Below are 20,396 nucleotides of genomic sequence, written 5' to 3' on the forward strand. Positions count from 1 at the left end.
CCCAGTTACACGGGATCGGTGGCCGCTTTTGATGCGAACCACGATCGACTCCGGCGATTCGGGACCGCTGGCGGCGCAGTCCTCATTCGCCCGTAATCGCGTAGATGTGTTCGAGATACGTCTCACGGACCCGATCGCCCCAGTTGTGGGTGTACGTGTCGATCACGTCGCTCGCGACGTCGCCGCGAAGGTACTGGACGATCCCCCGATCGCCGGTTCGATCGCGGAGGTGGGTGGTGAAGAAGTGGCGGAAGTAGTGTGGGGTCACGTTCTCGGACGCTCCGCCGCCGGTCCTGTACCAGCCGGCTTCCCTCGCATGCTGCTCGACAACGTGGTGGACGACGTTTGGCGTCAGTCGTCGTCCCCACCGATCTGCCGTGCCGAGAAACAGCGGCGCTGCCACATCAGGGCCCGTCCGTGGCGTATCGGGTCGGACGGCGAGCCAGCGGACGAGCACGTCCTTCAGTTCGCCGTCGATCGGGATGACGGTCTCTCGTTTCCGCTTGTTCGATGCCTGACGGCGTTCACCGCCCGATTCTCGGCCGTACGTGTGTTCGGCCGAGATGAACACCGAGTCCGGCCGCCCGGCGATGTGGGCCCGCGGTTGCCACGTGGCGGCCTCGTGATCGAGGTTGACGTCGATCAGGTCGAGATTACAGAGTTCCCCGGCCCTGATACCGGTCTTCAGCAACGTTACGACGAGCGCCCGGTGGAGCGGATGACGAATTCCGTCGACGAACGTTCGCATCTCCCCCAGTGTGACATCACGTCGCGTCGGGTTCGACTCGATCGATTCGTTCATCTCCTCGAGCACGACCGTCATGGGGTTCTCGTCGGCGTGCCCGACCCGCTCGAGATAGCTGTAGAACCGGTTGAGATAGGATGCGTAGGTTGCGACGGTACTCTCGGAGTGGGTGGTCCGGAGTTCGTGCACCCACGCCATGCAGTCCCTGTAGCTCGCTTCGGGCGGCTGCTTGTCGAACCGATCGGCGAGAAACGCCTCGAAATCCGTCAGGACACGCTCGTAGGCCGCTGCGGTCCGTTCGTTGCGTCCGTGGTGTTCGATGTCCTGGAGGAAGTACTGGACCGTGTTCTGCCGCTGTGTGCCCTCACTCATCGTTCGTGAGTACGTAACCGCCCGTTCGTCCACTGTACCGGATCAGGTTCTCATCCTGGAGCCGCTGGATCGTCGCGTCGAGTTCGGCCTCGACGTCGTCGATCAGGGCGTCGACGAGGTCGTCCCAGCCGAGCGGCCCCTGGCGATCGAGCACGGCGAGGATCCGGTCTGCGAACTCCTCGTCGGACCCGGCGTCTGTCGGCGCCGCGGACTCGCCGGTCTCGCCCCCGGAGGTCGCGGGAATCTCGAATTCGCTTCGACCCGCCTGAACCATCGTCCGGACGAACTCGCTCTGGCTCATCTCGAGTTCGTCGGCGTGCTCGCGCCAGCGCTCCTTCTGGTACCGTGGCACGTACGTCTTCACGGCGACGCGATCGTCCTCGGGCATACGACCTACCTCACACCCGAGACACTTCAGTCTACCCCACATTCACAAATAAGGGCATTTATTTTGCTCTGAGGGCCCACAATTACCGGGCCGGAAATACATTATCTGTGGTAGTGGTACCTTAATACGCAGGAGTGTAGCACTAGATTGGAAAATAAATAATCCTTGGCGCATTAGTAGATCGAGTGGGTGAGGATCCCCGGGGTCCGAGCCGATCGGGGTCGGTGCGATACGAGCGACACCGCCACAGTAGTCACTCAGGATACAATTAATCGAGGGTGGTTTTCCCCGTTCGCACCCCTGGGGTAACGTCCCGAAAACACGGTTTCTCGATCGGCTGTGATCGGGGGTGAATCGTTACCAGAACCCTCCTCGTGCGTCCCGATCGAGTACCGGTCTTGGCAGTGAGCCATCGACCGGGTGACGACCGACGTGGCCCGGCGGGACCGTTTCCGCGAGCGTTACGAACCGGATCGTCGCACCCTCGACGTCGCCTCGACGATTCCGGTGGTCGGCTTCCTCACCCGTTCGAATCCGATCGGTCCGGAGGGCCGCTCATGTGGAGAGTGCCCTGCCACAGTCCGGATCTGATCGTTCTACCGTGACGGTAAGCGTCGGTTCGGCCGCTCGTCGTCGATCGAGGACTGTCCGGCATTGATCCATGGCTCGCGGTGGGCGCAGTCCGACCGACGGGGAACGCGACGTCGTTTGGCTCCCGGCCAGTGATGACCTGGACCCGATTTCGATCGCCGCCTGCAAGGACCCGCGAAGTTCCGATCGCATCGGATTGCCGACCCCCGATCGGTGGGTCGGTCGCGAGCGTCGATGCAGCGGGTCCGGGGGACTTCCGGTGATAGACCTCAGACGACCCGAATTCACCCGTTTTGGGAATCGATACGCTTACGTGGGGTGCGTCTAGAGGAGACATTCGCTGTTCGAAGCGCGGACTCATAAACCACATAGTGCTATACTGAACGGAGGGGCAGAACTGCTCCCGAGGGCTCTCCGGCCGGACCAACGGGACGGAACTGTCGAGCAGTCTCCGCTCCAGTCCCACGTCGGCCGCCTGATTTGCCAGACCTCACCCGAGCGGATCACACGAATCTCACGTTCTCGCCGGTCTGTAGACCCCGTTCGAATCTGATGGGAGACTGGCGTCCTCTCTCGGCGAAGACGCTGGCAGTCATCGGCCGGTGGCGCTGCAAAAAGAAATTCCGTCTCGTCCGGCGACGCCGTGATCGTTACGTAGCCAGGCTCGATCGACCGCTGATCACCATCGCCACACCGCCTCCGATAGCGCTGATGGCACCGACGAGACCGGCGATCGCGATCACGTTTCGCGTGGCGACGGTGGAATCCGACGAGAGACCGATCAGGGTCATCGCGAGCAAGACCAGGACGACCCCGCCGACGAGTGAACTGACGGTCGTTGCGGCGAGTCGCAGTCGACTGAACCGTCGGCTCCCCTCGCTCAACCCGAGGACGATCGCCAACACGGGAGCGACGAGGACGACGACTACCAGGCCGATCAGTGGGGCGAGTTGGCCGGCGATAGCCTGATCGAAGGTGACCTCGACCCACCCGACCGACAGGTAGCCCGCGGCCCCGATCGCGACGCCGACCATCGTCATGAACCCGATCGTCCCGCCCGTCTTCCGGAGGACGTCGACGAACGCTTCGTCGGAGCGCTTCGCCACCCCGAGCCCAGCGAGCGCGATTCCGCTACCGAGTGCGACGACGGCAAAGAGCACACCGACGTCGAGGACCGTCGATCCGAGGACGCCGCCGGCATCGTCTCCGTCGGCACCGCCGTCGCCGTCACCGCCTGCACCGTCTTCCTCTGTGGCCATCGAGACGTCGAGTGCGGCCGTCTCGTTCGCCCGAACCTCGACGGTTTCTTCGACGGTCTCGTATCCGCTCGCGGAGAACCTGAGCGGTTGTTCGCCGACACCGATTTCGACCTCGTAGGCGCCGTTTTCGTCGGTCGTCGCCGAACCGGTGAATTCGGTGGCGGCGATCTCGACGCCCTCGATCGGCTCACCGTTCTCGTCGGTCACCGTTCCCTCCACGGTCCCCGTCTCGATCCCGGCGAGCGTGTTCGCCGCCGCGTTCAGGTCTTCGTCGATGGCCTCGACGCGGTTGGCAGTACGTCGAAGCGAGTCCGCGGCTTCATCGGCACCGTCACTGATGTGTCCGTACTCTTCTTCGATCCGATCGGCTTCCGCGCGTGCTTCCGCCGCCGTGTCGACGTGGTTGGCGATCTCCACGCCCGCACGTTCTTTCGCCTGTTCGTTGATCTCCTCGACGACCCGATCGAGCATCGTATCGTGCACGCGGGTCGCCTCTTCGCGCAATCGTCGGGCCTCCGTTTCGGCTTCGGTTGCGGTTTCGGCCTCGACTGCTGCGACGAGTTCGATGTCTTCGACGTTCTCGAGTCCGGCGTTCGTCTCCTCGATACGATCGTTCGTGTCCGCGATCGCGTTCGCGTTTACCTCCTCGACGTCGCTCTCGTCGAACTCCTGGGCAGCGACGGTGCCGGGACCGAACCCGACCGCGATACTCGTCGACAGTACGAGGAGCATCGAAAGCAGGAACACTCCCACCTGTTGTCTGTTCATTATGACTAATCATGCAGTATTTCTAAACAATATATGTTGTGGTTCGTGTGGCGTGTATTATCTCCCGTGACGGAATGTTACGTGACGTATTGACTGGAATTTGGTACTATTTGGTTGTTTTGTCACTATTAGCTCGTCTGTTCTCGAGTTTATCAACGAATTCGCTTGCCGGAACGGGAGGCAGGACGACGTTTTTGGAGGCAGCGGGTCGGCTACGAGGATTCCGTTGACGACGTGTCCTCGTCGTCTCCACTCACCGTCCGGAACCAGTTGCCACTCGATCGGTCCCGGTCGCGCGCACGAAGTCGTTCCTGCAGTCGGGTCTCGATGTGTGCCTGCATCTCGAGTCCGTGGTCGGCGTCGACGTCGTAGGCAGTGCCCGCCCGGCCGAAGAACGACGCGGAACTCGCGGTATCGGCCGTCACGTTCGCGAGTCGGCGGCGGCGCTGGAACACGGTCTGGGTGTGGACGACTGCCTGCACGCGGTAGTACGGGACCACCTTGGTCGTCCGCCGCCAGAAGCCGGTTCGGGTGAGGAGTAACCTGTCGTCGAACCGGTAGCCCCGACTCGACCACTTCAGATGCGCCGCGATCGGAACGACGACGGTCAGGAGGGCGAGGGCGTACCAGTACCCGCCCAGAGACGTGACCGTCGACACCAGATACCCGGCGGCGACGACGATGGCGACGACGACGAGGTACCGCACGGCGTAGCGCTCTCTCGCACGACGGGGCGGTCGCTCGAAGTCGAGGTCGCCGAACGGTTCGATCGAGCGGGCGAGTGCGAGCACGCGATCGCGACCGGCGAGCGGGATCGCGGATTCCGTCCCGCGAGCGCCCGCCTGCCCGGGTGCGTACCCCGCCGTCTCGACGGCCAGCGAACCGTACCCGAACCACCGGAACGGGACGGATTCGGCGATCGTCAGGGTCTGGACCTTGTCCAGCGGGATCGTGCCGCTGTAGCGCTGGAGCAGGCCGCGCTCGTAGTAGAGTTCGTCGTCGACGCGAGTGAGACGAAACCCGTAGTACCGGTTGAACGTCAGGGCTGCGCTCACGATCCAGGCCGCCAGCAGGAACAGAAGGACGGCCCACGCGAGCGCGAACAGTCCGGTTCCGGGGAGGTCCTCGAGCAGTCCGAACGGGATCAGCGTTCCGGGATCGAACCCGCTCGCGAACGAGAGGGCGATCCCCCCGAGGAGACTGGCCCCCGGGTCGATCGTGAAGCTACTCAGGACGGCGAGTTCCCGTGGCTGCATCGCGAAGAGCAGTTCTTCCTCGTCCCCGATATCCACGCGATCGGCCGCGCTGTCAGCATCGGAGTCGAGTTCGTCAGCGTCCACGCTGCCGTTCAGCAGTCGTCGTCGAAGTCGGCGAGCTTCACCCTCGCCGACGTACTGGAGCGTGACCTCCGTCTGCCCCCCGCCGGCGGTCTCGACGTGGACCGCGGCGAGTCCGAGCGCCCGGACGAGGACGTTCTGTCGCACGTCGACGTTCTGGATCCGTCGGAGCGGCACCTCGCGATCGCGGCGGGCGAGCACGCCGGACGTGACGTCGAACGTGTCCGCGGTGAGTTCGTAGCGAAAGCGCTCGTAGTAGGCGAACTCGTAGACGATCCCCACCAGGATTCCGACGAGGACCATCCCACCGACGCCCAGGAGGTTCGCGCCGGCACTGCCCGGCGAGGCGACGATCCCGACGACGAAAAACAGCAGCCCGGTGTTGACGCTCCGCGAGACCGATCGGACGGCGACGGAAGCGGGATGGAGTTTTCTCATACGGCGTCTTCGCCCTCGCTCTCGATCGCGAGTCGACGCAGCTCTTCGCGGAGCCCGTCCGCGCGCTCCGGCGTCAGTCCGGGAATCGCCACGTCGGCGCTTCGAGAGCCAGCCGTGTAAACGACCATCGTCGCGAGTCCGGTCGTCCGCTCGATCGGCGAGCGCCGAGAGTCGACGTGTTGGACGCGGACGTACGGGACGACGGTCTTGATTCGCGTGAAGACGCCCCGTTCGATGTAGAGTCCGTCGTCCCGGACCTCGAACCGCCAGACGCTGTACCGGAGCCACGCGACGAGAATCCGCACGCCGGCGAGCACCACGGCGAGCCCGACCGCAGCCGGGACGAACCAGTCGGGTTCGGACGCCCAGACACCGGTGGACGAAACCGCGAGCGCGCCACCCACGATCACGCCGCCGACGATCGCCGCCCGGATCCCGGCAACGACGAGCCAGACGACGCGGACCCGCGGGGTGAGTCGTTCCATAATACCCGTGACGAACAGGGTGCGAATAAAGGATGGGAAAGCAGTACTCCGGTCGGCGACGGGTCGGGCGACGATACCCCGTTCTGCGCTCGTTCAGACGATCGCACGGGATCGCAGAGTTGACGGGCCGCTACAGACGAGCGAGGCGAGAGAGCGCAGCGAGAACAACCGGGCAAGAAGGGCCGTACCGAGCGGCGCCGGTCAGTGTGTCGCCGTCCGGACGTCTTCGACGTGAAAGAGATCTTCCTGCAGTCCGTCGCCGTCGCAGTCCTCGTTCGGACAGGTATAGTGCCACCCGTCTTTCGTGGCGTCTCCTTCTCGGAACCGATCGCCGCATACCTGACAGAACAGTTGGCCTTTCTTGCAGGTATCCCGATGTAACTCGAGGGCGAGCTCCGTCTGGAACGACTGGTTGCAGTTGCGACAGGTGTGCATGTTTCATCTGACGATACCCTCCGTAAAAACTGCTTGGGTTCTTTTATTACGCTGTATTCGACCGTGATTCGGCGTTACTGAGCCGATTTGGGATCTACCCGTTGGGAAAAAAGACCGACAGGATTCCCCGTTTACTCGGATCCGTGTTTGGGGTTTCCTGTCACGAGACCGTGCCGGCGCTCTCGGTCGAACCGGGCTCGGGAAAATGTATCGACATCTGGTACGTCGAACGATCGGGGACGGCGTCGGTCTCAGTCGTCCTGGCCGAGGATCCCGCGCTCGGTCATCTTCCGGGGGTCGAGCACCTCGTCGGCCTCGTCCTCGCTGAGGTAGCCTTTCTCGAGGACGACCTCGCGGACCGTCTTGTCCTCCTTGAGCGCGGTCTTCGCGACCTCGCTGGCCTTGTCGTAACCGATGTGGACGTTGAGCGACGTCGCGAGTGCCATCGACTGTTCGACCTGTTGCTCACAGTAGTCGCGGTTGGCTTCCAGCGGATCGACGAAGCGATCGGCGAAGACCTGGCTGGCGTTCGAGAGCAGTTCCGCGGACTGGAGGAAGTTGTGCGCGAGAACGGGCTTGTAGAGGTTGAGGTCGATCTGGCCCTCGGCGGCGCCGGCGGAGACGGCGGCGTCGTTGCCGACGACCTGCTTGTGGACCTGGTTGACGGCCTCGGCCACGACCGGGTTGATCTTCCCGGGCATGATCGAGGATCCGGGCTGGTTCTCGGGTTGTTCGATCTCGCCGAGGCCGTTTCGCGGACCGGAGGCGAGCAGGCGCAGGTCGTTCGCGATCTTGTTGAGCGAACCGGCGACGACGCGCAGCGCGCCGTGGGCCTCGGACATCGCGTCGTGGGCGGCCTGGGCCTCGAAGTGATCGTCCGCCTCGCGGAACTGGACGCCGGTCTCCTTGGTGATGTACTCGGCAGCGCGGCCGGGGAACTCCTCGTGGGTGTTCAGTCCCGTCCCGGTCGCGGTCCCGCCGAGGGCGAGTTCCGCGAGGTGTTCGCGGACCTTGTCGACGCGGGAGAGACCCTTCTCGACCTGCGTGCGGTAGCCGCCGAACTCCTGGCCGAGGGTGACCGGCGTCGCGTCCTGCAGGTGGGTGCGACCGGTCTTGACGACGTCGTCGAACTCCTCTTCTTTCGCCTCGAGTGCCTCTCGGAGGGTGTCGAGCGCCGGAATGACGTCCTTTTCGACAGCCTCGAGGGAGGCGACGTGCATCGCCGTCGGGATGACGTCGTTGCTCGACTGGCCGTAGTTGACGTGGTCGTTCGGGTGGACGACCCGATCGCCGATCTCCGCGCCCATGATCTCGGCGGCGCGGTTGGCGATGACCTCGTTGGCGTTCATATTCGACGAGGTTCCCGAACCGGTCTGGAAGACGTCGACGGGGAACTGGTCGTCGTGTTCGCCGGCGATGACCTCGTCGGCGGCCTCGATGATCGCCGCCGCGACGTCGTCCTCGACCAGGCCCAGGTCGCGGTTGGCCTGTGCGGCGGCCTTCTTGACCACGCCGAGCGCCCGGACGAACCGCCGCCCGAAGGTGATCCCCGAGATCGGGAAGTTCCCGATCGCACGCTGGGTCTGTGCGCCCCAGTAGGCGTCGGCCGGGACCTGCATTTCGCCGAGGCTGTCCTCCTCGATACGGAACTCGTCGTCGGCTCCCATACGCGAGGCGTCGCGGGCAGTCGGGTAAAACCCACCGAAAGGGCTCGCGATCGCGCGTCCAGTCGACCGCCATACGACGGGAACCCGATCAGGTGAAGTCGACTTCCAGGCCGATCTCGTCTTCGCGGGCGCGTTCGCGCAAGGCGGTCTGGAGTCGCTTCCGACCGGTGTCCTGGACGTCCCGCGCGTCCGCGAGGTCGACGTCGTAGATCGTCGGCGTCGACCAGAAGAAAGTCCGGGAACTGGCGGTGTCGACGACCAGCGACGCCAGCCCCAGTCGGCGCTGGAAGATCGATCGGCGGGTCGACACGGTCTGGATGCGGTAGTAGGGGATCACGGTCGTTCGTCGACGCCAGAAGCCCCGTCGGATCACGAGGTGGTCCTCGCCGACGTAGTAGCCGAGGTGGACGTACCGGAGGTGCGCCGCGGGGGGCACCGCGGCGAAGACGATCGCTGCGAGATACCACCGATCGAGCGGGGTCGCCTGCGCAACGGCGAACGCGATCGCGACGACGACCAGCGCGACCAGCGAGAACCGGACGAGGTACCGTCGCCGGGCGAGCGTCGGCGGCCTCCGGAAGACGGGCGTCTCGACGCCGGTGAGGTTCTCGGTGAACCGGTGGACGCGACCCCGTTCCGCGAGCGGGACGGCGGACTGGCTTCCGCTGTCGCTATCGGGGCCGTACCCGGCGGTCTCGACCCAGAGTCCGGCGTAGTCGATCAGCCGCTGGACGGGATTGTCCGTGATCGTGACCGACTGGACCTTCTCGACGGGGATCGACCCGCTGTAGCGCTGGAGCAGCCCGCGCTCGTAGACGAAGTCATCGCCGGCGCGGCCGAGCTGGAAGTCGTAGTAGGTCGCGAACGTGTAGGCGACGCTCACGAGGTAGGTGGCGAGGATCCCGTTGATCGCCGACACGACCGTGAAGATCCCGTAGCTCCCCGGGTCGCCGGTCGCGAGATCCCGTGGCCCGCCGAACGGCTGTGCTGCGGCCACGAGCAGGTCGATGATCGTGTCCGTCGCGAGGAAGAAGACGAACGTCACGGCCGCGACGGCAGCCGGCCGGAACGAGGTGAACGAGTAGAGCAGCAGTTCGCGCGACTCGAGGTCGAACAGCCGCTTCCGGCGGTGCTCGATCCGATCGACTGGCTCGGTTCGGTCCGTCCCGGCTGCGGCTGCGCCCCCGGTCCCGGACACCGGGCGATCGGAATCCCGACGTTCCTGTTCCTCGGCAGCCGATTCCGGCCGATCGGATTCGGCGTCGAACGCCGCATCCCGGTCGGAGTCGGTATCGGGATCGTCGACTGCGTCCGGATCGGCGGGACGATCGGCCGCCGTCGCAGAGGCGTCGCGTTGGTCGCGCTCGTCCGATTCGCGCCGTCGTCGTCGGTCTTTCACCGCGGCGGTGCGTCGCCTGATCTCGCGCTGGAGTCGCTCCGCCTCGGCCTCGCTGACGAAGTTGAGGGTCGCCTCGCTGTCGCCACCGCCGGCGGTCTCGATCGAGACGATCGCGAGGCCGAGCAGGCGCTGGACGACCCCCTGCCGGACGTCGACGTTCTGGATCCGGCGGTAGGGTATCTCCCGGGACCGGCGGGCGACAACGCCGGAGGCCACGTCGACGGTCGTCTCCGTGACTTCGTACTCGAACCGGTAGTAGTACGCGACCCCGTACGCGACGCCGGCCAGGAAACCGATCGGCGCGGCGAACGGTGCCCGGGACGGGCTGACGACGTCGGTGAGACTCGCCAGCCCGATGACCAGCACGATCGGGATCCAGAGCCAGAGGAACCCGTACTGGAGGGCGAACGAGGCCGCGCTGAGCGGATGGAGGCGGTTCATACGGCGTCGTCGACCTCGCTCTCGACGGCGAGTTCACGGAGGGTGTCCTGCAGGTCCCGTGCGCGATCCGGCGTCAATCCCGGAATCTTGACGTCCGCGTTCCGCGAGCCGGCAGTGTAGACGACGACGCTCGAGAGCCCGAGCACCCGTTCGATCGGCCCGAACTGGGTGTCGACGTGCTGGACGCGGACGAACGGCACTGCGGTCTCGACGAACGTCACCACCCCGCGCTCGAGGTAGAGGGCGTCCGACTGGAGTTCGAACTGCCAGACCTGGTAGAGCCGAACCGCGTACCCCACGCCGAGCGCGATCCCGATCGCGACGACGGTCGCCAGCGCGACGGTCGGGACGGACCTGAGCCACCGATCGACGGCCACGAGAACGACGCCGACGACGATCGCACCGATCGCCGCCTGCGCGATCCAGAACAACCTGATGCGGGGGTGAAGGGACTCCATAGGCGTATCCTATCAACATCGAAGGATAAAGGTGGGGTTCCGACTCGGCACGCGCCGGCGCCGTCGCCACCGTCGCGATCGGTCGTGACTGGCAGCCGACCCCGTCGTGGCCTCAGCGGGCGTCCGCTTCGTCGTACTCCGCCGGGGTGTACGTCGAGAGTTCGAGCGCATGGATGTCGGTGGTCATGTGATCGTCGAGGGCGTCGTAGACCTGCTGGTGTTGCTGGACGAGCGGCAGTCCCTCGAAGGACGGCGAGACGACCGTCGCCGCGAGGTGGTCGTCGTCGTGCTCGTCGCGTGCGTACGTGACTGTCGCGTCGGCACCTTCGAGTTCCGATTCGATGACGTTTTCGACGTCGGCTGGCTTCATACTGTGACGTCCGTCCGCTCGCGGCAAAAACACGGCGGTCCCGGGGAACGTCGCGTCGATCGAGCGTCCGATCGGCGGATCGTCGGGGTCGGACCCCTGGCGTTCGGACCGACGGACGGAGCGGCGATCGTCGACTTTATACAGGCGCCCGCCGCTGTCGGTCGTATGTCACTGGCAGCCGAGACGCGCCGAGCAGTCGATCGCCGCCCCTTCCTCGTGGCTGCCCTGCGGGCTGGCGTCGTCAACTACACCGCCGCCGCACGTTACCTGAACGTCGACGGGGATCCGGAGGCGATCGCGACCGCACTGCGCCGGTACGCCGAGGAGTTACCGGCCTACGAGTCGACCGGGCGTGACGTCAGGGTCCGGATGCGAAGCGGGATCGGCGTGATCGGCGGCGAGAACGACGGTGAGGGCGGCAACGAGGCCGATGACGGAGAGGGCAGCGAGATGGCTGGCGATCCCGGTCTGCTAACGGTCGGCGGGGTCACCTTCGACGCGTGTGACGGCGGGGGAACGGCGATCGTCGCGAGCGGCGGCGTCGATCCGGCCGCGCTCGCCCACGCCCTGCAGGCGCTCTCGATCGCGGACGTCGATCCCGACGCGGCCGCGGTCGGCGACGGGACGATGGTGATCGTCGTCGACCGCCGCGACGGCGCGACCGCCCTCCGGACGGTCGAGGCGGCCCTCGATCGGGTCCCGGATCGGTAGTCGATCGGTCGTGCGGCCGCCGAGCGGGACTCGGGCGCCGCTAGTCGGTGCGGACGACGTACTGGCTCGTCGATTCGTAAAAGAGGTAGCCGTTCTCCTCTAGCCGCGGTACGACCTCGTGATGCAGGTGAATCCGACGGCGGCGATCGGTGGTTCCGGTCGGCAGCGCGTCGACTAACTCCTCGAGCGTTGCGATGCCCGATCCCGAGTCGAGGTACTCGAGGACGCGGCGTCGACGCGCCGTTTCGTCGATCGACACGTCGTCGTCGTCCCGTCGTCCGGCCGAGTGTGGTGCGTGGTCGCGTCCCATTCTCGACTGGAGCCAGGGACAGTCCGGAAAAAGAGTTTCTGACGAACGCGTCCAAGAGTCCGGCGCGTCGTTCGATCGGCCCGGGGAGAGGAGCGCCCGATCGGCCGGGATCGATCCGTCCGGCACCCGATCGAGGTCGTCGACCACGGTCGGATGCCATCACACGGTTTAACTTTCGTCCGCGGGAAGTCAGCGTAATGACCCTGCACGTGACGAACACGTTGACGGGCGCAAAAGAGCCGTTCGAGCCACAGGATTCCGAGAACGTTCTGCTCTACTACTGTGGCCTGACGGTCTCGGATCCGCCCCACCTGGGCCATGCGCGATCGTGGGTCCACGTCGACGTCATGCACCGGTGGCTCGAGTACCTCGGCTACGACGTGCGTCACGTCGAGAACTTCACCGACGTCAATGAGAAAATCGTCGCCCGCGTGGGCGAAGACGACCTCGGGGACGACGAGGCCGACGTCGCGGAGACCTACATCGAGCGCTCCCTCGCCGACATGCGCTCCCTGAACCTCCTGCGGGCGGAGGTCTACCCGCGGGTCTCCGAGCACGTTCCCGAGATCATCGACCTCGTCGAGACGCTCGTCGAGAAGGGCTACGCCTACGAATCCAGCGGTTCGGTCTACTTCGACGTGACCCGCTTCGAGGAGTACGGCAAACTCTCGAACCAGGACCTCGAGGAGATCGAGTCCCAGGGCGACCCGGACGAGCGATCGGAGAAACGGCATCCGGCGGACTTCGCGCTCTGGAAGGCCGACGGCGTCGACGAGGAAGCCGTCCACGAGCACAGCCACGAGGGCGTCGACCACGGAGACGAGCCACCTACGGGGCAGACCTGGGAGTCGCCGTGGGGCGAGGGCCGCCCCGGCTGGCACATCGAGTGCTCGGCGATGAGCATGACCCACCTCGGCGAGACGCTGGATCTCCACGTCGGCGGGCGGGACCTCGTCTTCCCTCACCACGAGAACGAGATCGCCCAGTCCGAGGCCGCCACGGACCGGCAGTTCGCGAACTACTGGCTCCACTGCGAACTGTTCCAGATGGACGACGAGAAGATGTCCTCGAGCCTGGGGAACTTCGTCACCGTCGAAGACGCGGTCGATCGCTGGGGGACGAACGTACTTCGAACGTTCCTCACCGCCGGCTCCTACAACAGCAAACAGCTCTACGGCGACGAACCGATCGCCGAAGCCCAGGAGCGTTGGGACCGACTGGAGCGGGCCCACGAAGCCGCCGTCGACGCCATCGACTCGCCGGACGCGTTTTCCACGGTCGCGGACGATCGGCTGAGGGCCAAAATCGACGACGCGCGCGAGACGTTCACGGCCGCGATGAACGACGACTTCAACACCCGCGAGGCCCAGTCGGCGCTGCTGTCGATCGCCTCGGCGGTCAACCGACATTTCGAGGAGACGACCGGGAACGGGGACGGCGAGGACAGCGGATACGACTACCGTGGCCTTCGCCGCGCCGTCGAGGCGCTCGAGGAACTCGGCGGCGTCCTCGGCCTCTCGTTCACCGGAGAGACGACGGGCAAGGCGGCCCTCGCCGGTGACGTGGTCGAACTCGTGCTCGACGTCCGGGAACGGGAACGGGCCGACGGCAACTACGACCGCGCCGACGAGTTGCGCGACGAACTCGAAGCCCTCGGAATCGAGGTCCAGGACACCGACGACGGGCCGACGTACCGACTGCCGTCGGACGCCGAGTGATCGCGGTCGCGATCCCCCCGATCCGGCCGGGACCCGAACGGTCGAGGCCCTTGCCGCCGTTCGACACCTGTCGCTAATCTGCCACGTGTGGGGTAGCCTGTAACCCGTTGCTAGTCTGCTACCTGTCAGCAATCTGCTGTTCCCTGCGAGTCCCACCCACGAAACTTATAGTGGCGAACACAGTTCCCTCGGATAGGATGAATCGACGACTGTTCGTCGCCACGTTCGCGTCCGGAATCGTCGGCACCTCGGCCGGCTGTCTCGGCTTTCTCGACGATATCACCTCGTTTTCGGCGTCACCGGCGATCGTCAACGCCGATCAGGCCGACGAGGCCGGCTACGAGTACCAGGGTACCGTCGAGCAGGTCGAGACGAAATCGGTACCCCGGACGGACGAGTCCGTCGAGGTGACGAACTACGTCAGCCAGTACACCCGGACGATCACGACGCCGCTCGACGTCCTCGACGGCAGCGACACCGAGGCGGGCGTCTTCGCGATTATCACAACTCCACAGGTGCGCGTCGCCGGGAAGGATTACAACCCCGTCGGCGACATGTCGAACGCCGAGATCGCGGAACGCATTCAGAACCAGTACGACGCGCTCTCGGTCGACGGGTCGGTCGGCGAGCGATCCGTCGAGGGACTGGAAACGTCGATCGACGTCGAGACGTTCGAAGGGGAGGCGGCGTTCCAGGGCCAGCAGGGCGTCGACGTCTTCGTGGACGTCGCACAACCCGATCACGACGACGACCATCTCGTGATCGTCGGCGTCTATCCCGACGACTACAACCTCCCGGTCACGGACGAGAAAGCGCGAATCGACACGATGATCCGCGGACTGGAACACGGCGACGACGTCGACGCCGACATCAAAACCGAAGGCGAATAGTCACGGCGGCCGCTCGTCGTCGATCGCCAGTACCGAATGCCGCGACATGTAGTCGCTCGTCGTCGAGCTAGAAACCGAGCGCCGTGACGATCGAGAGTCCGCTTGCGAGCGCCCCGAGCAGGTAGCCGCCGATCGCGCCGCCGTTGAGCAGCGGCAGGCCCGCGTGGGGGCGGCCCTTGAGGACCATGTACATGAGTACGAGCAGTCCGGCGATCGTCCCGAGGATCGCCCCCAGTGCCGCGACGTTCAGCGTGATCACGGGAACGGCGATCGTCCCGACCTCGACGAAGTACGCGGCGCTCACGACGAGGATGGTCGGAATGACGGCGTCGCCGAGGCCGATGAAGAGGGCGTCGCGGTCCAGTTCGTCGGCCGGTGGGCCCTCGTCGCCGCTGTCGTCGCCGTCGATCGCAGCCGCCGCGTCACCGTCGGTGTCGGCCCCTGTTTCTTCCGCGGAACGGGGCGCCTCGATCGTCCCGTCAGATCCGGCACCGCCGTCTTCGAGCACGTCGTCGGTACTCCCGGCCGCGAGATACGAGTACGAGAGCGTCGTCGGGACGACGAGGACGACCGGGATCTTCAGGTCCATCACCCCCTCGGCGAGGTCGAGCATGTGTTCGGTCCCGTAGACGCTGATCGCGTCGTAAACGGCGAGCACGGCGAGCAGCAGGATCGCGGGCAGGAGCCCGAAACTGATCCCGAAGAGGGCGGCCGCGCCGGCACCCATCAGGACCCCGGCCGTGTCGATGACGTACCACTCCGGGTAGAACAGCAGGCCCGCACCGACGCCGATCGCCGCGAGGGCGGCGAGGACGTTGGTGTCGCCGACGGTCACGGCCGACGGAACGAACTCGAGGAAGACGAACCAGGCGAGCATCACGCTGACGCCGATGATCATCGCCCTGATGAGCCACTGGAGGTCGTACCTGAACGCCGCGAGCATGAACCCGGTCGCGCCGAGAATAATCGCGAAGTAGACAATACTGTTCGTCGGGTTGTCGGGGTCCTCGACGGCCTGCCGATCGGACTCCTGGAAGGGGTCGGTCAGTGCCAGCGCACCCAACTGGACACCGAGAAACAGCAGGACCGTCAGCCCGACGGCGGCGAGCACCCGCGTCCGGTCGTTCATGATCCAGCGTTCGAACCCCTGTCCTATGGGTGTTTTGTGTTATCGGTGACGATCGGTCGCGAACTCGTAACGACCGACTGCGACGGAGCCAGCGGGTGGCCCCGGGCTAGCGCGCGTACAGCGTCGACCCGACTAGCGACGGCAGATGAACGTCTTCGTCCGGCGTCACCGCCAGATAGGGCCGATCGACGGGACCGAAGACGTCGACGACGCGACCGACCTCGTCGAGCGACTCGTCGAGGACCGTCGTCCCGATGGCGTCGCGATCGGTTTCGTCGCCGTCGTCCGCCCGCAGGATCGCGAGTCCCTGCGCGGTGCGGACGACCTGTCCGATCCGGCGCATCGCTACTCCCGCATCGCGACGACGTACGCCGCGACGGCCTGGACGAGATCGTTCTTCGTCGAGTCGTCCGCGCCACGGACCACGACGCGGCCCCGATCGGCCCAGTGTTCCCGCGAGTAGGCCTTGTCCCGCTCGATCGTGGCGTCGTACCCGATCTGCTGGACGGCTTTCGCGATCTCGTCGACCGTCGGCTCAGCGACTGCCAGATCCCGGGACACGCGGCGTCCCTCGGCCCGCGAGAGGTCCGCATCGAGATAGGCGGGCCAGATGACGTTCTCGACCATAGGATCACCTCGGCAGGCCGACGAGTAAACACTTTTCAAAACGAGACGGCTATCTGGAGGTTACCGACGACGCAACAGGAGCGTGCCACCGAGGAGTGCAGCGACGGCGGCCGGTGCGCCGAAGCCGGGGATCGACTCGGACGCGTCGTCGCTGTCGTCGCCATCGGTTTCACTGCTACCGCCGGTCTCACCGTCTCCGTCGTTCTCACCGTCTTCGCCGGATTCCTCGAGGCCTTCGCTCGCCGCTTCGTAGGCGTCGGGGTGGATCGCCTCGACGATATCCACGACGGCGTAGACGACCTGCGGTGCGGGCTGGCTGATCTGGTTGGCGTCGACGGCGACGACGTTGTCGTTCTGGTAGGCCGTCGTCGCTTCGGCCCCCTCGGGGATCGGCGGTTCCTCCCTGTCGTCGGGGTAAATGATCCACTCGGGATCCTCGTCGACGATCGTTTCGCTACTGAGTTGCTGGTAGAACGTGATTCCGGCCCGTTCGGCGAGGTTCTCGACGTCGGCAGTCGCCAGCACTTCGTGGATGAAGGTATCGGTGCCGGCCGTCGTCCCGTCCTCGCCCATCGCGTAGTACGCGAGCGGTCGATCCGCGTCCTCGACGGCGGTCTCGACGACCTCGAGTTGTTCGTTCATCCAGTCGACGGTCTCGGTCGCGCCCGCACACTCGCCGGTGAGTTCGCCGGTCCGGACGACGTTGTCGCGCACGTCGTCGATCGTATTCGCCGCCTCGAAGTGATAGACGGTCAGCCCGGCGTCTCGGAGCGTTTCGATGTCGTCCTCGGACGTGATGTTCGCCGCCAGCACGACGTCCGGGTCGAGGTCGATCACCCGCTCGGTGTTGACCTGCCAGCCGTCGCTGACGTCCGCGCGGTCGCCGCGGTCGAGTCCGCTCGTCGCAGGACTGTACGGCAAGCCGTCGAGACGATCTTCCGCCCCGATTTCGTAGACTGTCTGTGCGTCACTCGGCTGCAACGCGACCACGGATTCGGGTGGTTCCTCGAGCGTAATCGTTTCGCCCGTCGCGTCGGTCAGTTCGATCGGATACTCACACGCCGCCTGATTCGCGTCGGCAGCGCCTCCCGCACTGCTCGCGGCCGCGGCGGGTGCGAGCAGCGAGAGGGCGAGTACTGCGGTGATGAGGATAACGGGTTTCTGTCGCATCGTCCGATAGATGGGTGGTCTTCAACAAATATTTGTCTAACCCAAACGAGGTTGCAGTATATGCCGCGATCGGTCCGAACCGCGTCGTGGTCGGCGGCCCTCACCGCGCTGCTCGTCGCCGTCGTCGTCAGCAGCGCCGCTCTCGGACCGGTCAGGATCGATCCGCTGACGGTCGCGATGGCCGTCCTGAACGCCGTCGTCGTTCCCTCGGGTGTGGCGTCCGGAAGCGTGACGATCCCCGGACTCGGCGTCGGCGTTCCAACTCCGCATTTCCAGTACGCGCCCGTCTTCTCGTTCGACGTCCCCCAGACGCACCAGATCATCGTCGCGGACGTCCGTTTGCCACGGATCGCACTCGCGGCGACGGTCGGCTTCGCCCTCGCCGCCGCCGGGACGGTGATGCAGGGGTTCTTCCGGAATCCGCTCGCCGATCCGTCGATCATCGGCGTCTCGTCGGGTGCCGCCGCCGGTGCCGTCGCCGCGATCGCGTTCCCGGTTCTCGTTCCGTTCGGGAGCCTTCACCTCTCCGCGTTCGCCGGCGCGCTCGTGACCGCGTTTCTCGTCTACGCGATCGCCACCGAGGGTGGCAGAACGCCAGTCGCGACGCTGTTGCTCGCCGGCGTCGCCGTTCAGGCCTTCCTCGGGGCGCTCATCTCGTACATGCTCGTCCACAGCGGGGAGAACCTCAGACGGGCCGTGATCTGGATGATGGGGCACCTCAACAACAGTTCCTGGAGCGACGTCGGCTTCGCACTGCCGGTGACGATCGTCGGCGTCGTTGTCCTCGGTGCGTTCACCCGAGAATTGAACGTCCTCTTGCTCGGCGAAGAAGACGCCTATCACCTCGGCGTCGACGTCGAGCGAACGAAACTCCTCCTGCTCGCGATCGCGAGTCTCGTGACGGCAGCGGGCGTCGCCGTCGCAGGCGTCATCGGCTTCGTCGGCCTCGTCGTCCCGCACATGATGCGGCTGATCGTCGGCCCGGATCACCGGATCCTGTTGCCGACCAGTGCCCTCGCCGGCGCGTCCTTTCTCGTCGCGACCGATACCCTCGCCCGCGCGGGCCCGGCAGAAGTGCCCGTCGGGATCGTCACGGCGGCGCTCGGTGCCCCGTTCTTCCTGTTTCTGCTGACCCGTCGGGAGGTGCACTCGCTGTGACGGGCGCGTCCGATCGCGACGAAGCGACTGGCCAATCGAACCGCGACGAGAGACCGATCGGCGGCGCGAATACGAGTATCGACGTCCGCGACGTCGCGGTCTCGTTCGGCGAGATCGACGTCCTCGAGGACCTCTCGCTCTCCGCCGAACCGGGGGAGGTCGTCGGACTCGTCGGCCCGAACGGAGCCGGAAAGACGACGCTGCTCCGGACGATCAGCGGTGCGATCTCGCCCGATCGGGGTCGTGTCACGATCGGCGGGGACGACGTTCACGGCCTCTCCTCGCGGGAATCGAGTCGCCGGGTTGCGGTCGTCCCGCAGGAGACGACGCTGTCGTTCTCCTTTTCCGTCCGAGACGTCGTCGAGATGGGTCGTCACCCCTACCGATCGCGCTTTGCACCCCCCGATCCGGAGGACCGCGCCGTCGTGGACGACGCGCTCGAACGGACGCGAACGGCACAGTTCGCCGATCGTGGGATCGAGGCGGTCAGCGGCGGTGAACGAAAGCGGGTCGTCCTCGCGCGTGCGGTCGCCCAGGAGACGCCGGTCATGCTCCTCGACGAACCGACGGCGAGTCTCGACGTCAACCACGCGATCGAGACGCTCGAACTGGTCCGGGACCTCGTCGCGGAGGGACGGACCGTCATCGCGGCGATCCACGACCTGAACCTGGCCGCGCGGTACTGCGACCGGCTCGTGATGCTGGCCGACGGGACGGTCCACCGGTCCGGATCCCCGACCGAGGTTCTCTCGTCGGACGCGTTGCGGGCGGCCTTCGACGCGAACGCGGCGGTGACGTCGAATCCGGTGACCGGAACGGCGTCGGTGACGGCGCTCCCCGACGACGATCCCGGACCGCTCCCGGACGGCGTCCACGTGCTCGGCTCCGGGGCGACCGCAGCAGAGGTCCTCGCGCGCCTCGACGCTGCCGGTGTGGACGCGCGTCTCGGCCCCGTTTCGAGCGGATCGTCGGCCGCCGAGACGGCCGCCCAACTCGGGATCGATTCCATCGAGGTAGAACCGTTCGCCCCGCTGTCGCGGGCGGATCGGGACGCGCTCGATCGATCCCTGGTCGATCGGGACGCTACCGTCCTCGCGGACCTCGAAGTCGGCGCGGGGAATCAGATCCTCCTCGACCGCGCGCTCGAGTGCGACTCGCTCGTCCTCGTCGAAACCCGCCCGTTCGCCGAGCGGAACTTCGCGGGATCGGGTGCTCGAGACCGGTACGAGGAGATTCGACGGCGGGCCGTCGAGACGTCGCCCGATCGGATTCTCGAGGCGCTGGCCTCGGCCCTCGATCCGGACGGTGAGACGGTCTCGGAGCGATCGGAGACGGTCGCCGATCGCACCGAGTCGACGGAGTCCCCATCGGCGGAGTCGACCGACGACTGACGAGGGTTCTCGAAGACGCCAGTCATCGCCATCGGAGCCGCCACGACGGGAATCGGCCTCGACGGCGGGCGGAACTACGTCTCGGATCGCTCCGATCGGAGTCGACGACTGCATCCGGAGCGACCGAACGGTACCGCGC

Annotated in this window: 20 protein-coding genes and 1 pseudogene; 6 read left to right on the forward strand and 15 right to left on the reverse strand. The window is 66.0% G+C overall.

Annotated elements, in window-relative coordinates:
* Positions 1–82 precede the first annotated feature (82 nt).
* The 10 genes from MUG98_RS08000 to MUG98_RS08045 all read right to left on the reverse strand — a co-directional run bounded on the left by MUG98_RS08000 (position 83) and on the right by MUG98_RS08045 (position 11,153).
* Positions 83–1,117, reverse strand: a complete 1,035-nt coding sequence (locus tag MUG98_RS08000) for a tyrosine-type recombinase/integrase (RefSeq protein ID WP_265111612.1) — start codon at positions 1,115–1,117, stop codon at positions 83–85.
* Positions 1,110–1,505: a DUF5805 domain-containing protein gene (locus MUG98_RS08005; RefSeq protein ID WP_265111613.1), complete on the reverse strand. Its 396-nt coding sequence runs from the start codon at positions 1,503–1,505 to the stop codon at positions 1,110–1,112. The genes MUG98_RS08000 and MUG98_RS08005 overlap by 8 nt, the downstream gene beginning before the upstream one ends.
* Before the next feature lie 1,241 nt (positions 1,506–2,746).
* Positions 2,747–4,123 carry a carboxypeptidase-like regulatory domain-containing protein gene (locus tag MUG98_RS08010; RefSeq protein ID WP_265111614.1) on the reverse strand — a complete coding sequence of 459 codons (1,377 nt, stop codon included), beginning with the start codon at positions 4,121–4,123 and terminating at the stop codon, positions 2,747–2,749.
* A gap of 212 nt (positions 4,124–4,335) precedes the next feature.
* Complete coding sequence (locus MUG98_RS08015; RefSeq protein WP_265111615.1) at positions 4,336–5,898, reverse strand: PH domain-containing protein; 1,563 nt, start codon at positions 5,896–5,898, stop codon at positions 4,336–4,338.
* Positions 5,895–6,383, reverse strand: a complete 489-nt coding sequence (locus tag MUG98_RS08020) for a PH domain-containing protein (protein WP_265111616.1) — start codon at positions 6,381–6,383, stop codon at positions 5,895–5,897. Before MUG98_RS08020 ends, MUG98_RS08015 begins: the two co-directional genes overlap by 4 nt.
* Before the next feature lie 201 nt (positions 6,384–6,584).
* Complete coding sequence (locus MUG98_RS08025) at positions 6,585–6,818, reverse strand: HVO_2901 family zinc finger protein (RefSeq protein ID WP_265111617.1); 234 nt, start codon at positions 6,816–6,818, stop codon at positions 6,585–6,587.
* 251 nt (positions 6,819–7,069) lie between these two features.
* A complete protein-coding gene (locus MUG98_RS08030) occupies positions 7,070–8,485 on the reverse strand; it encodes a class II fumarate hydratase (RefSeq protein WP_265111618.1) in 1,416 nt (471 codons plus the stop codon).
* 88 nt (positions 8,486–8,573) lie between these two features.
* Positions 8,574–10,325, reverse strand: a complete 1,752-nt coding sequence (locus tag MUG98_RS08035) for a PH domain-containing protein (protein ID WP_265111619.1) — start codon at positions 10,323–10,325, stop codon at positions 8,574–8,576.
* Positions 10,322–10,783: a PH domain-containing protein gene (locus MUG98_RS08040; protein ID WP_265111620.1), complete on the reverse strand. Its 462-nt coding sequence runs from the start codon at positions 10,781–10,783 to the stop codon at positions 10,322–10,324. The genes MUG98_RS08035 and MUG98_RS08040 overlap by 4 nt, the downstream gene beginning before the upstream one ends.
* 112 nt (positions 10,784–10,895) lie before the next feature.
* Positions 10,896–11,153: a BolA family protein gene (locus MUG98_RS08045; protein WP_265111621.1), complete on the reverse strand. Its 258-nt coding sequence runs from the start codon at positions 11,151–11,153 to the stop codon at positions 10,896–10,898.
* A gap of 165 nt (positions 11,154–11,318) precedes the next feature.
* Between MUG98_RS08045 and MUG98_RS08050 the strand changes: the two genes are divergently transcribed.
* Entirely contained in the window at positions 11,319–11,864 is a 546-nt protein-coding gene (locus tag MUG98_RS08050) for a DUF7523 family protein (protein ID WP_265111622.1), read from the forward strand.
* A 40-nt stretch (positions 11,865–11,904) separates the two neighbouring features.
* On the opposite strand, the gene MUG98_RS08055 is transcribed toward MUG98_RS08050, so the two are convergent.
* Positions 11,905–12,174, reverse strand: coding sequence for a hypothetical protein (locus tag MUG98_RS08055; protein ID WP_265111623.1), 270 nt, complete (start codon positions 12,172–12,174; stop codon positions 11,905–11,907).
* A gap of 197 nt (positions 12,175–12,371) precedes the next feature.
* Between MUG98_RS08055 and cysS the strand changes: the two genes are divergently transcribed.
* Both cysS and MUG98_RS08065 read left to right on the forward strand, forming a co-directional pair.
* The gene (cysS, locus tag MUG98_RS08060) at positions 12,372–13,892 is read left to right on the forward strand and encodes a cysteine--tRNA ligase (protein ID WP_265111624.1); all 1,521 of its coding nucleotides are present in this window, start codon (positions 12,372–12,374) and stop codon (positions 13,890–13,892) included.
* 197 nt (positions 13,893–14,089) lie between these two features.
* Positions 14,090–14,782 (forward strand): DUF6517 family protein, encoded by a 693-nt coding sequence (locus MUG98_RS08065; RefSeq protein ID WP_265111625.1) that lies wholly within the window; start codon positions 14,090–14,092, stop codon positions 14,780–14,782.
* A gap of 67 nt (positions 14,783–14,849) precedes the next feature.
* On the opposite strand, the gene MUG98_RS08070 is transcribed toward MUG98_RS08065, so the two are convergent.
* From MUG98_RS08070 to MUG98_RS08085, 4 genes are all read right to left on the reverse strand, one after another.
* Positions 14,850–15,911 (reverse strand): presenilin family intramembrane aspartyl protease PSH, encoded by a 1,062-nt coding sequence (locus MUG98_RS08070; RefSeq protein WP_265111626.1) that lies wholly within the window; start codon positions 15,909–15,911, stop codon positions 14,850–14,852.
* Between the two features lie 106 nt (positions 15,912–16,017).
* The gene (locus MUG98_RS08075; RefSeq protein ID WP_265111627.1) at positions 16,018–16,254 is read right to left on the reverse strand and encodes an H/ACA ribonucleoprotein complex subunit GAR1; all 237 of its coding nucleotides are present in this window, start codon (positions 16,252–16,254) and stop codon (positions 16,018–16,020) included.
* A 2-nt stretch (positions 16,255–16,256) separates the two neighbouring features.
* Entirely contained in the window at positions 16,257–16,538 is a 282-nt protein-coding gene (gene srp19, locus MUG98_RS08080; protein WP_265111628.1) for a signal recognition particle subunit SRP19, read from the reverse strand.
* Between the two features lie 60 nt (positions 16,539–16,598).
* The gene (locus tag MUG98_RS08085) at positions 16,599–17,708 is read right to left on the reverse strand and encodes a PGF-CTERM-anchored ABC transporter substrate-binding protein (RefSeq protein WP_265111629.1); all 1,110 of its coding nucleotides are present in this window, start codon (positions 17,706–17,708) and stop codon (positions 16,599–16,601) included.
* Between the two features lie 60 nt (positions 17,709–17,768).
* Here MUG98_RS08085 and btuC point away from each other — a divergent pair, with 60 nt between their 5' ends.
* From btuC to MUG98_RS25520, 3 genes and pseudogenes are all read left to right on the forward strand, one after another.
* Positions 17,769–18,866, forward strand: coding sequence for a vitamin B12 ABC transporter permease BtuC (btuC, locus tag MUG98_RS08090; protein WP_265111630.1), 1,098 nt, complete (start codon positions 17,769–17,771; stop codon positions 18,864–18,866).
* Positions 18,863–20,257, forward strand: a complete 1,395-nt coding sequence (locus MUG98_RS08095; protein ID WP_425601082.1) for a heme ABC transporter ATP-binding protein — start codon at positions 18,863–18,865, stop codon at positions 20,255–20,257. The genes btuC and MUG98_RS08095 overlap by 4 nt, the downstream gene beginning before the upstream one ends.
* Positions 20,254–20,394, forward strand: a pseudogene (locus tag MUG98_RS25520) (hypothetical protein); the annotation flags it as partial. The gene MUG98_RS08095 and the pseudogene MUG98_RS25520, both read left to right, overlap by 4 nt.
* Between the last annotated feature and the right edge of the window lie 2 nt (positions 20,395–20,396).

It is taken from the genome of Halosolutus halophilus (assembly GCF_022869805.1).
GTDB classification, from domain to species: domain Archaea; phylum Halobacteriota; class Halobacteria; order Halobacteriales; family Natrialbaceae; genus Halosolutus; species Halosolutus halophilus.

Excerpts from the sequence above, each read along its gene's own strand:
- MUG98_RS08015 (WP_265111615.1), bottom strand. The coding sequence starts at position 5,898 with ATGAGAAAACTCCATCCCGCTTCCGTCGCCGTCCGATCGGTCTCGCGG.
- MUG98_RS08040 (WP_265111620.1), bottom strand. The coding sequence starts at position 10,783 with ATGGAGTCCCTTCACCCCCGCATCAGGTTGTTCTGGATCGCGCAGGCG.
- MUG98_RS08065 (WP_265111625.1), top strand. The coding sequence starts at position 14,090 with ATGAATCGACGACTGTTCGTCGCCACGTTCGCGTCCGGAATCGTCGGC.
- MUG98_RS08030 (WP_265111618.1), bottom strand. The coding sequence starts at position 8,485 with ATGGGAGCCGACGACGAGTTCCGTATCGAGGAGGACAGCCTCGGCGAA.
- MUG98_RS08045 (WP_265111621.1), bottom strand. The coding sequence starts at position 11,153 with ATGAAGCCAGCCGACGTCGAAAACGTCATCGAATCGGAACTCGAAGGT.
- cysS (WP_265111624.1), top strand. The coding sequence starts at position 12,372 with ATGACCCTGCACGTGACGAACACGTTGACGGGCGCAAAAGAGCCGTTC.
- srp19 (WP_265111628.1), bottom strand. The coding sequence starts at position 16,538 with ATGGTCGAGAACGTCATCTGGCCCGCCTATCTCGATGCGGACCTCTCG.
- MUG98_RS08000 (WP_265111612.1), bottom strand. The coding sequence starts at position 1,117 with ATGAGTGAGGGCACACAGCGGCAGAACACGGTCCAGTACTTCCTCCAG.
- MUG98_RS08055 (WP_265111623.1), bottom strand. The coding sequence starts at position 12,174 with ATGGGACGCGACCACGCACCACACTCGGCCGGACGACGGGACGACGAC.
- MUG98_RS08035 (WP_265111619.1), bottom strand. The coding sequence starts at position 10,325 with ATGAACCGCCTCCATCCGCTCAGCGCGGCCTCGTTCGCCCTCCAGTAC.
- MUG98_RS08050 (WP_265111622.1), top strand. The coding sequence starts at position 11,319 with ATGTCACTGGCAGCCGAGACGCGCCGAGCAGTCGATCGCCGCCCCTTC.
- MUG98_RS08020 (WP_265111616.1), bottom strand. The coding sequence starts at position 6,383 with ATGGAACGACTCACCCCGCGGGTCCGCGTCGTCTGGCTCGTCGTTGCC.
- MUG98_RS08005 (WP_265111613.1), bottom strand. The coding sequence starts at position 1,505 with ATGCCCGAGGACGATCGCGTCGCCGTGAAGACGTACGTGCCACGGTAC.
- btuC (WP_265111630.1), top strand. The coding sequence starts at position 17,769 with ATGCCGCGATCGGTCCGAACCGCGTCGTGGTCGGCGGCCCTCACCGCG.
- MUG98_RS08070 (WP_265111626.1), bottom strand. The coding sequence starts at position 15,911 with ATGAACGACCGGACGCGGGTGCTCGCCGCCGTCGGGCTGACGGTCCTG.
- MUG98_RS08085 (WP_265111629.1), bottom strand. The coding sequence starts at position 17,708 with ATGCGACAGAAACCCGTTATCCTCATCACCGCAGTACTCGCCCTCTCG.
- MUG98_RS08010 (WP_265111614.1), bottom strand. The coding sequence starts at position 4,123 with ATGAACAGACAACAGGTGGGAGTGTTCCTGCTTTCGATGCTCCTCGTA.
- MUG98_RS08025 (WP_265111617.1), bottom strand. The coding sequence starts at position 6,818 with ATGCACACCTGTCGCAACTGCAACCAGTCGTTCCAGACGGAGCTCGCC.
- MUG98_RS08075 (WP_265111627.1), bottom strand. The coding sequence starts at position 16,254 with ATGCGCCGGATCGGACAGGTCGTCCGCACCGCGCAGGGACTCGCGATC.